This is a genomic window from Rhodococcus sp. T7 (assembly GCF_009872365.1).
Lineage (GTDB): Bacteria > Actinomycetota > Actinomycetes > Mycobacteriales > Mycobacteriaceae > Rhodococcus_F.
This window is the reverse complement of sequence record NZ_WXYH01000086.1, coordinates 1-9,880: the sequence shown is the minus strand read 5'-3', so window position 1 is coordinate 9,880 and position 9,880 is coordinate 1. Positions and strand designations below refer to the sequence as shown.

The 9,880-nt window shown below is 64.2% G+C and carries 11 protein-coding genes; 7 read left to right on the top strand and 4 right to left on the bottom strand.

Features of this window, described 5'->3' with window-relative positions; all coding sequences use genetic code 11:
• Together MLGJGCBP_RS10885 and metX are read left to right on the top strand one after the other, a co-directional pair.
• A partial coding sequence (locus MLGJGCBP_RS10885; RefSeq protein WP_160095492.1) for a bifunctional o-acetylhomoserine/o-acetylserine sulfhydrylase occupies positions 1-1,239 on the top strand: 1,239 nt, incomplete at its 5' end.
• Complete coding sequence (gene metX / locus MLGJGCBP_RS10880; RefSeq protein ID WP_160095490.1) at positions 1,236-2,360, top strand: homoserine O-acetyltransferase MetX; 1,125 nt, start codon at positions 1,236-1,238, stop codon at positions 2,358-2,360. The genes MLGJGCBP_RS10885 and metX, both read left to right, overlap by 4 nt.
• A 30-nt stretch (positions 2,361-2,390) precedes the next feature.
• On the opposite strand, the gene MLGJGCBP_RS10875 is transcribed toward metX, so the two are convergent.
• Genes MLGJGCBP_RS10875 through MLGJGCBP_RS10865 form a run of 3 tightly spaced genes read right to left on the bottom strand, consistent with a single transcriptional unit; the run spans position 2,391 to position 4,176 of the window.
• Entirely contained in the window at positions 2,391-2,675 is a 285-nt protein-coding gene (locus MLGJGCBP_RS10875; protein WP_015889999.1) for a DUF3017 domain-containing protein, read from the bottom strand.
• Between the two features lies 1 nt (position 2,676).
• A complete protein-coding gene (locus MLGJGCBP_RS10870; RefSeq protein ID WP_179220247.1) occupies positions 2,677-3,537 on the bottom strand; it encodes a bifunctional methylenetetrahydrofolate dehydrogenase/methenyltetrahydrofolate cyclohydrolase in 861 nt (286 codons plus the stop codon).
• A 33-nt stretch (positions 3,538-3,570) separates the two neighbouring features.
• Positions 3,571-4,176 (bottom strand): pentapeptide repeat-containing protein, encoded by a 606-nt coding sequence (locus MLGJGCBP_RS10865; RefSeq protein WP_160095488.1) that lies wholly within the window; start codon positions 4,174-4,176, stop codon positions 3,571-3,573.
• 184 nt (positions 4,177-4,360) lie between these two features.
• Between MLGJGCBP_RS10865 and MLGJGCBP_RS10860 the strand changes: the two genes are divergently transcribed.
• Together MLGJGCBP_RS10860 and MLGJGCBP_RS10855 are read left to right on the top strand one after the other, a co-directional pair.
• Positions 4,361-4,609 carry a hypothetical protein gene (locus tag MLGJGCBP_RS10860; protein WP_160095486.1) on the top strand — a complete coding sequence of 83 codons (249 nt, stop codon included), beginning with the start codon at positions 4,361-4,363 and terminating at the stop codon, positions 4,607-4,609.
• Between the two features lie 360 nt (positions 4,610-4,969).
• A complete protein-coding gene (locus tag MLGJGCBP_RS10855) occupies positions 4,970-5,233 on the top strand; it encodes a hypothetical protein (RefSeq protein WP_160095484.1) in 264 nt (87 codons plus the stop codon).
• Between the two features lie 35 nt (positions 5,234-5,268).
• Here the strand turns inward: MLGJGCBP_RS10855 and MLGJGCBP_RS10850 are convergent, their stop codons facing one another.
• Entirely contained in the window at positions 5,269-5,682 is a 414-nt protein-coding gene (locus MLGJGCBP_RS10850) for a helix-turn-helix domain-containing protein (protein WP_160095482.1), read from the bottom strand.
• Between the two features lie 1,962 nt (positions 5,683-7,644).
• Here MLGJGCBP_RS10850 and MLGJGCBP_RS10845 point away from each other — a divergent pair.
• The 3 genes from MLGJGCBP_RS10845 to MLGJGCBP_RS10835 all read left to right on the top strand — a co-directional run bounded on the left by MLGJGCBP_RS10845 (position 7,645) and on the right by MLGJGCBP_RS10835 (position 9,265).
• The gene (locus tag MLGJGCBP_RS10845) at positions 7,645-7,800 is read left to right on the top strand and encodes a hypothetical protein (protein ID WP_160095480.1); all 156 of its coding nucleotides are present in this window, start codon (positions 7,645-7,647) and stop codon (positions 7,798-7,800) included.
• Positions 7,801-8,094: 294 nt separating this feature from the next.
• Positions 8,095-8,397, top strand: a complete 303-nt coding sequence (locus MLGJGCBP_RS10840; protein ID WP_160095478.1) for a hypothetical protein — start codon at positions 8,095-8,097, stop codon at positions 8,395-8,397.
• Between the two features lie 100 nt (positions 8,398-8,497).
• Complete coding sequence (locus MLGJGCBP_RS10835; RefSeq protein ID WP_160095476.1) at positions 8,498-9,265, top strand: hypothetical protein; 768 nt, start codon at positions 8,498-8,500, stop codon at positions 9,263-9,265.
• Positions 9,266-9,880: the final 615 nt, after the last annotated feature.

Here is a 9,880-nt window from a genome sequence, read left to right as displayed (position 1 = left end):
CAGACGTCCGACGCGACCACCAAGGCGCGGGCGCTGCCGATCTACCAGACCACCTCGTACACGTTCGACAGCACCGACCATGCTGCCGCGCTGTTCGGTCTGGCCGAACCGGGCAACATCTACACCCGAATCATGAACCCCACCCAGGACGCCGTCGAGCAGCGCATCGCCGCCCTCGAAGGCGGCGTCGCCGCCCTGCTGCTGGCGTCCGGGCAGGCCGCCGAGACGTTCGCGATCCTGAACCTCGCCGAGGCAGGCGACCACATCGTCTCCAGTCCCCGCCTGTACGGAGGCACGTACAACCTCTTCCACTACACGCTGCCCAAGCTCGGCATCGAGGTCTCGTTCGTCGAAGACCCCGACGACCTCGAGCAGTGGAAGAACGCGATCCGGGACAACACGAGGGCGTTCTACGGCGAAACCATCTCCAATCCCCGCAACGACGTGCTCGATCTGCCCGGCATCTCCGGCATCGCACACCAGCACGGAATCCCGCTGATCGTCGACAACACCGTGGCCACCCCCTACCTGATCCGCCCGCTCGAGCACGGCGCGGACATCGTGGTGCACTCGGCCACCAAGTACCTCGGCGGTCACGGCACGGCCATCGCCGGCGTCATCGTCGACGGCGGCACGTTCGACTGGACCCAGGGCAGGCACAGCAGCTTCACCACCCCGGACCCGAGCTACCACGGCGTCGTCTACTCCGAACTCGGACCGCCCGCGTACGCCCTCAAGGCGCGCGTGCAGTTGCTCCGCGACCTCGGTTCCGCGATCTCGCCGTTCAACGCGTTCCTCATCGCGCAGGGCCTCGAGACGCTGAGCCTGCGGATGGAGCGACATGTGTCCAATGCGACCGCCGTCGCCCAGTACCTGGAGGCGCGGCCGGAGATCGTGTCCGTCGGATACGCCGGGCTCCCGTCGTCACCGTGGTACGACCGGGCGAAGCAGATCGCGCCGAGGGGCGCGGGCGCCATCGTGACGTTCGAACTCGCCGGCGGCATCGACGCGGGCAAGAAGTTCGTCAACGCACTCACCCTGCACAGCCACGTCGCGAACATCGGCGACGTCCGCTCGCTGGTGATCCACCCGGCGTCCACCACACACTCCCAGCTGACCCCGGAGGAGCAGGCCGCCAGCGGCGTCACCCCCGGACTGGTCCGCCTGGCAGTAGGCATCGAAGGGATCGACGACATCATCGCCGATATCGAGACCGGAATTACGGCGGCGGCATCTTGACCGTGCGCGCAGTGCAGAACCTCCCCGTGGCCGACGGACGTCTCGGCACCGTCGACATCGGATCGCTCGAGCTCGAGAACGGCGCGGTGATCCCGTCCGTGACCCTCGCCGTGCAGCGGTGGGGCGAACTGTCCCCGAACCGCGACAACGTGGTGCTCGTCGAGCACGCCCTGACCGGCGACTCCCACGTCACCGGCCCCGTCACCGACGAGCACCCCTCCCCCGGATGGTGGAGCGGAATGGTCGGTCCGGGTGCGCCGATCGACACCGACGAGTGGTGCGTCGTCGCGACCAACGTCCTGGGTGGCTGCCGCGGCACCACCGGTCCCGGTTCGGTCGCGGCGGACGGGCGCCCGTGGGGCAGCCGCTTCCCGGAGATCACCATCCGTGACCAGATCGCGGCCGAGAAGAAGTTCACCGATCTGCTGGGGATCGAGAAGCTGGCGTCCGTGGTCGGTGGTTCGATGGGCGGCATGCGAGCGCTCGAGTGGGCCGTCACGTACCCGGACCAGGTGGCGTCGGCGCTCGTCCTCGCCGTCGGCGCCCGCGCGACCGCGGACCAGATCGGCACGCAGACCACCCAGATCGAGGCCATCACCAGCGATCCCGACTGGCTGGGCGGCGATTACCACGGCACCGGCCGGATCCCCCGGGCCGGACTGCGCATCGCCCGCAGGATCGCGCACCTCACGTACCGCACCGAGAGCGAACTCGACTCCCGGTTCGCGAACTCGCCGCAGGACGGCGAGGACCCGTGGCGCGGCGGGCGGTACTCCGTCGAGAGCTACCTCCAGCACCAGGCCGACAAGCTGGTCGGCAGGTTCGACCCGGGCACGTACGTGCTGCTGTCCGAGGCCATGAACCGGCACGACGTGGGTCGCGGCCGCGGGGGCATCTCGGCTGCGCTGGGGACGATCACCGCACCCGTCATAGTGGGCGGCGTCGACTCCGACCGCCTGTACCCGATCCGCCTGCAGGAGGATCTGGCCGAGGACATCCCCACCTGCGACGGCCTGCGGGTGCTGAACTCGCGGGACGGCCACGACGGGTTCCTCACCGAGGCGGCCGCCGTCGCGAAACTGCTGTCCGAAACGATGCAACTGGCCCGCGCCGGGCGCTGATCCCGCGCAGGGTTACGCCCGCTCGGACCGTCAGTCGGTTCCGAGCGGGTCGATCGACACGGCCAGCCACACGATCGCGCCGCCGACGGCCACGAGTGCGCCCACGTCGAAGGCCCTGCTGCGCACCGCGAGCAGTCCGACGCGCTCCGATGGCATCGTCAACCGGAACGCCGCCGCGAGCAGGGTGGCGACACCGAACACGAACGCTCCTCGCCGCCACCGGTCCGCGAGCACGAACACCACGGCCACGACGATGACGACGAGGACTGCCAGCATCGGCAGGTTCTTCTTCGCGAACTGCCCCCAGTCGGCCATCTCAGCCGAGAGACGCTGCGACACGCTCAGCCCGCTCCACGACGTTGGTCAGCAGGAACGCACGGGTCAGGGGTCCGACCCCACCGGGGTTCGGGGACAGGAAACCGGCGACCTCGGCGACGTCCGCCGCCACGTCGCCGCGCAGTCCGTCCTCGGTGCGGCTCACACCCACGTCGAGTACCGCGGCGCCGGGCTTGATCATGTCGGCCGTCACCAGCCCGGGGACACCTGCCGCCGCGATGACGATGTCGGCGCGCCGAACCTCCGCTCCGAGGTCCCGCGTGCGGGTGTGGCAGAGGGTGACGGTGGCGTTCTCGCTGCGCCGGGTGAACAGCAGACCGATCGGGCGGCCCACGGTGACACCGCGACCGACGACGACGACGTGCGCGCCCTCGATCGGGACCTCGTAGCGGCGCAGCAGGTGCAGGATGCCGCGCGGCGTGCACGGCAGCGGCGCTTCCTTGCCGAGCACCAGCCTGCCCAGGTTGACCGGGTGCAGGCCATCGGCGTCCTTGTCGGGGTCGATGCGCTCGAGGGCGGCGTTCTCGTCGAGCTGCTTCGGCAGCGGAAGCTGCACGATGTATCCCGTGCAGTCCGGGTTGGCGTTGAGCTCGTCGATGGTGGCGTCGAGCTTCTCCTGCGTGATGTCGCCGGGCAGGTCGCGCCGGATCGAGGTGATCCCGACCTTCGCGCAGTCGTTGTGCTTGCCGCGCACGTAGGCGGCCGACCCCGGGTCGTCCCCCACCAGGACGGTGCCGAGACCGGGCGTGATGCCCTTGTCCTTCAGGGCGCTCACCCGCACCTTCAGGTCTTCGAAAATCTCGTCGCGGGTCGCCTTGCCATCGAGGATCGTTGCAGTCACGTGCCCCATTCTCTCAGGTTCGGATAACCCGCGTCAGGTCGGTTCCACCACGAGCCCGTTGGCCGTCGCGTACGCGATGGCCTGGGTGAGTTCGATCTGCGCCTTGTCCAGTGTGGCGGCCGTCCACAGGTTCGCGTCGACGTGCGCCCCGCGCAGGTCGGCGCCGTCGAGTTTCGCGCCGCCGGTGCGGGCTCCGGACAGGTCCGCCGAACGCAGCACGGCCCGGCGGAGGTCCGTGCGGACGAGGTTGGCTTCCCGGAACCGGCAGTCCGTGAAATCGAGTCCACGTAGGTCCGCACCGCCCAGCGACACGAGCGTGAAGTCGCACTCGTCGAAGACCATCGGGCGTAGCCGGCAGTTGTCGAACTCCGACCCGAGGAAGCTGCAGTTGCGGAACTCGCTGTGCCACAACGTGGTTCTGGTGAACGAGCACGAGCGGAACGCCGTGCCCACGTGGTGCGACTCGGCGAGGTCGGCGCCCGTGAAATCGCAGTCGGTGAAGATCACCGACTCGGTGCGGAGTTCACTCAGGTCGGCGTCACGGAAGTTGCATTTCGTGTAGTGCCGCCGCTGCCAGTTCTGCGCGGGGAGGCGCGCGTCGCCGTAGTCCTCACCCACCACCTCTTCGACCGGATCCATGCGTCCATCATGCCGCCTCACCTTGTGGCCCTAAGCTGTGCGGGTGTTCCGAGTGATGTTCCACGAGTAGCTACACAGTATCCACCAAACATGAATACATGCAGGTAGAGCCACAAAAAGAAACGACCCCGGTCGGTGTTACAGCACCAGCCAGGGTCTGGGAACACAACGGATCGGACCCGTCATGAACCTTGGGCACCACTCTATCCCCGTCCAGCGTCAAGCGGACACCTACACGGTCAACCAGGCCGCTGATCTTCTCGGTGTTTCTCCCGAGGAAGCCATCGACGCCGCCGGTCTCACCCTGGGTGAACTGGAGCTTGGAGCCGTCGAGATCGGTCTCTCAGTGACCGACTTCCGGAACGTCCCAGTCCTCCGGCAACAAGACCTTCGGGTCATCGCATCCCGTCTGGATGCTCTCCCCTACCTCTGACCCACCCAAGCCCTGTTAGGCCCTCCACGGGCCTCTCAGGGCCAAACGTCGTTATCTGTGCGAGTCCGACGCTAACCAACCGCATCCGAGATCCATCCCTAGTCCCGGTGAACGGCACCGGGCACCTGTTCCCCAGGGTCGACACTGTCGAGCAGGTCCAGCACCACCGGCTGCCCTAGATGGCAGTCGGCTAGAAGTGTTGGCCGAGACGCGGTATCGGGGCATGGTCCGTGGGAGCTCTGGGGAGGGGATACGACACCGGCACCCTTGGGTGCTCCGTTCGGCCCAGATAGGTCAGCCACCCCGAAGGGGTGCCCATTTCAAAGTCCGTATCCGGACACATCAACTAGGAGAACAACAATGGAGAAGATCAAGGCTGGTCGAGCCAGAGTCACCAACCAGCAGAAATGCACGACCGGCGAATGGTTCACAGCGGTCGAGCGGAATCCGTCTCTCACGAGATCCGAGGTACTGACGGGACACGAGCTGATCGGGTGCCCGACCGATCTCACCGCCGAGGAGGTAGACGGCTCACTGACTCGGCTGGAGGCAGCCGGGTTTATTCGACAGATCGGCACCAACGACAACGGTCCGATCTACACGCTCGAACTCCCCCAGGGCTAGTCAACCCACGGGACGGCTGACGCGGACCGGATACGTCAGTCGCCCCGAAGGGGTGCCCATCCTCGCAACTGGGATCCTCGTGTCGGCAAGCGATCCACCACGACATTCTCAGGAGGCACCGGAACGATCACCTCGGTTCGACGCTGGCGCATCCGCTTGTCGAGCTGGTGCAACAGCTCCTCATCCGACAACAGATCGGGATCTGGAGCCACCACCGGCAGGATCCCGAGTTCATCCGCTGTGACGGCACCAGCCGCCAGCAACGCCCTCGTAACCGGCACCCCGAACGCCTCCGCTACCAGCCGAATCGACTTGATCCCAGGTTCCATCCCGTCATTGATCCAGCGTGAGACAACAGACGGGTTGGTCCTGGCTTCCTTTGCCAGCCGATTCTGGCTCCAACCTCTGTCTTTCATGTGGTCGGTTAGAAACGCGCCCCATCCGGTCATGCTCGGAGAGTAGTTGGGATCAGAACGTGAACCGGGACCGGCTTCCCTCCGGTCCCAGCTCACGCCGCCACGACGGTACAACCAGGGTCCGACACGAAACGTTGCAGCCTGAGTGCAACGTGGCACCTGAATCCGCGGGATGCAACGTGCAACCTGCAGGTCACAGCCGTGTTGCACCCGAGAGTGGCACTCGTGTTGCACCTGGTGTCGCACCCGCGTTGCAGTCGGTCCGCAACGTTGCACCCCAGTGCGACGTGCGACGCAACGTCTCAGGCCGTTGCACTGGCTGCTGAATGCAACGACGCAATGCCCAGGCCGATGAAGACCCTCGCGTGTTTACTGACAGGAAACACTTGAGGGGCACTTTCCGGTGCCCTGGTGAGGAGGTTTGGCCGGCACTCGCTGACCAGCGGATTTGGCGCTGGTCCCCGAACCGTGTCACGCGCGTACACACGCGCCCGTCGTAGACCCCCTTAAGGGGGTCCTGTAGAGATCCCCTCAGGGATCTCCTACGGCTGTTCTTAAACGTTCCAGGCCTTAAGGGCCTGGTCAACGGTAGTTTCCAGGACCTCAGGGTCCTGGGGATTCTTCCCCCAACTGGGAAAACCGGGGTTTAGTTCCTCGTCTCGCGCGCCCGCGTGAGAGGGCCAATCCGCTGACAGCGCCGTAGAGCGATCAGACCCCTGTTTCTAGGCACTGGTGCCAACCAGGGGCTAAAAGTCCGTCAGAATCGATCTCAAGGCCAGGAATCGCTATCCAGGATCTGGGTCATGACACAAACCATCGCGGATGCACCTGAAGCGCATCCGTCGAACTGCTGACGCTACCAGATCCACCGAGCGCCCCGCAGGCGCATAAGAGTATAAGGACAGGCACCGCTCAACTGTTGTTTCCTGAGAGTAAACAGAATCCCTGATTCTGAGTGAAGCTCGTCACAGTAGGAGGGTTCTGCGTCTTTTTCTGAGGAAGAGACACCTACTACATAGTGAGGGCGGAGTTCAGCCTCCGGCCCTCTCAGTGGAGTTGGTCACACAATCCGCCTTTTTTCGGAAAGTCGAACCTACTACATAGTGAGAGCGGGAACCGCGAGTACCGGATGCCTAGCATCTTGTGAACTCGCTCACAGTAGAACTGGTCCTACCAGCATGTTTCCGAATCATGGAAACCGTCGTCGGCCTAAATCCGAAAAGTCTCACCTACTACATAGTGAGGGCAGAGGGTCGAGAGACTACCTCCAGCTGTGAAGTCCCTCACAATCTGAGGATTCACCTGGGAAATTAGACGTATATACACTATGGGGCGGGAAAAACGCCCGTATATACACAGTGAGGGGTTAGACCCTCCACAAGAACTTGTCGCGGTCCTCCCCCGCGACAGGATGCAGGAGTTGTGGTGATCTCCTGCGGGGGTGAGCACCGGCCCGGAGTCGAGCGACAGCACCCACTGTCCCGCTCCTCCGGGTCGGCCCCAACGACCGTCACCAACACACTTCCGATCACCAGATCGAAGAACAACGAAGCCCTTGGCCTCCTGGCCTGGGGCTTCCCCTTTTTTCACCTCGGGTGATAGCCCGATCAACACAGGAAGGAATCACCCGATGAAAGACGAATGCACCAACGGTCACCCCATCGTGGATCGGTCACGAGACCGAACAACAAGCGGGCACTGCCGACTCTGTGCCCTGGACGCAGACCGGAAGTACCGGGCCAAGCGAAGAGCCGCACTGGAGCTGGTTCGCGCCCTGGAGGCGAACGGGGTCCACGTAGACCCCGACACGATGACGCTCACCACTGCGCCGACGACGGAGCCGACCGGAGTCGTCGCTCAGCGACTCGTCGACACACACGGAGAAGGAATCGAATGACCTACTCAGATGCAGCCACTGCTACGCGTCCATCCAGACGGACTCCTGGCGAACGAGATGCGGCATTCAGCCGCTACCTCGAACGATCGGAGCCGTACGTGGCGAAGATCCTCGAAGACGGAGACCGACCGTGGTTCGGCTCTGAGGCCGAACGCCGTGCTCTGTTCGACCAGCGTTACCAAGCTCCACAACCTCCGGCGCTTTCGCCGGTTCATTCACTACGCACCATCAACAACCCGAAAGAGAACAACTGAAATGCCCGCTGGAATGGAAAACGTCTGCGTCACACCCGATGAGGCTTTCACCGACTACGCACTGATCCCCCGAGCTATCCACCTCTGGGAGTCACGAGGACTCCTCAGGTCAGTCGGTCGCTGGCTCCCTGACACGGGAGCCGAACAGCCTTTGTACATGGTCGAGGACCTGGAGTCCCTCATCCTCACCGACCCACACACAGCGCGGCTGCTCGATTGAGCCGCCCAGATCAACGCTGACGCACTAACACAACCTCCCTGGCATGGGAGGTACCCCAACACAAGGAGAACACCATGGACCATGATCAGATCCTCAACCGACTCAACCAGCGCAAGCATGACCGAGCAGTGATCTTCTACGGTGCCGAGACCGACCCTCACAAGGGGGAGTCAGACCTGGACCGGTTCATCCGTGTCATGGCTGGACCGAAGCCAGTAGAGGTCAAAGCCGACGAAGCCCAGACGGAGATACCCCTCAATGGGGCTCAGGTGCTCCGTGCCGCCCTAGGAGGCGGGCACGGCACGATCAATGCCCCGTCGTCGACCGCTGCACTCGTAGCGGATGTCATCGCGGGACGATACGACCACTCCGGTTAGATCCGTAATCACAAGCTAGACAAACGAATATCACCAACACCCCCCACGGCCAGACCGCCAATGTGTCTGGCCTTCGTCGTTCTACGGAAGGAACACCAACATGTTCGACACCAACGCAACCGTCAACAACATCTCCAACTGGGCCAACCTGGAGGTCAAGCTCCCGGCTGACCTGGCCAAGTCGCTCGAAGCGTACGAAGCACTCCGGTACGTCGAGACCGGACACGAGCCGGTCATCGACCCGACCAAGCTCAAGGCCTCCAACGTCGCTGTAGAGGTCGACAAGGTCGCTGGGGAGCTGAGCGTCAATGCTCAGCGTGAGGAGGCCAAGCGCCGTCTGCTCGCGGCCCTCGGAGGGAAGATCCTTCGGGAAGCCGGGGCGGCTGTACCGGATCTGGTCGAGCAGCTCACCCCCGAGTTCAACACTCAGGCTGCGAAGTTCAAGGCCGCCGTTGCGAAACTCCCGTACGAGCTGACCTCGGAAGCCATCGTTGCCTCTGCCAACCCCGAGGTTCTCGCGGCGCTCGGAGACGCGAAGCAGGCTGGTGCCTACCTCCGCGCTGTGGACCAGTGGGTTGCTGGTCTCACCCAGCTCCCCGCGTTCGCTGGTGTCGATGTCGACGCCCAGCCGGTCCTGCGGATTCTCGCTCCGTCGACGTACAAGAGCCTGGTCAACTTGCTGACCGCTCACAACCAGCCCGGTAAGGATGAGCTTGTGGTCCAGGTCGGAGCCGCGTACCTCGCGGCTGCACGCGCTGGGGTCGAGTTCCGTATTGCGGATCCGCGTGAGGCCGCTCAGCTCCGGGAAAAGCTGGAGGCATCCCGGCCCGCGCCCAAGGACGTTCGGTACCTGGACCTCACTCGCTGAGTACGGACGCAACGCCAGCCTTTGAGCTGGCTCGCAGACCACCACACCCACACCGGGGGCAGGTTCGACCGATGAGAGACCGCCAGCTCTCAACGGAGCCTGCCCCTGGGATCGACTGAGAGGCAACAAATCATGCGAAAGCGTTACCCATGCACCCGAGAAGGGTGCCCAGGGACTCTGACAGCGCAGATGCACGCACACGGCAGGGTGCATTGCAGTCCGCTCTGTGAACTCGTCTCTTCCGAGCTGGACAAGATCGAGGGCTGGAGTAAGTCCGCGACCGACGAAGGTGTGAGCCGAGAACTCACCAACGCGTGGGCACAGCTCGTGACCACCTCCGATGCACTCTCCGAGTACCGAGAGGCATACAAGTCCGTGGTTCGTGCGACGAACGACACGGTTCGTCGAGAACGACGAATGCCACAGCAGATCCACTGACCACCAAGAGAGAGATAGACATTGAACGAATCACACCACCCGTGCTCAAGACCCGAGTGCCCTGGCACAGTCCCTCAACACATCGTGGACCAAGGGTTCAAGAACGCGTCAGCGGCTGTGACCAGAGCTGACCACGCCTCTGTGAGTACGGCGTTGTCCTCCGGGCTGAGGCCCGGT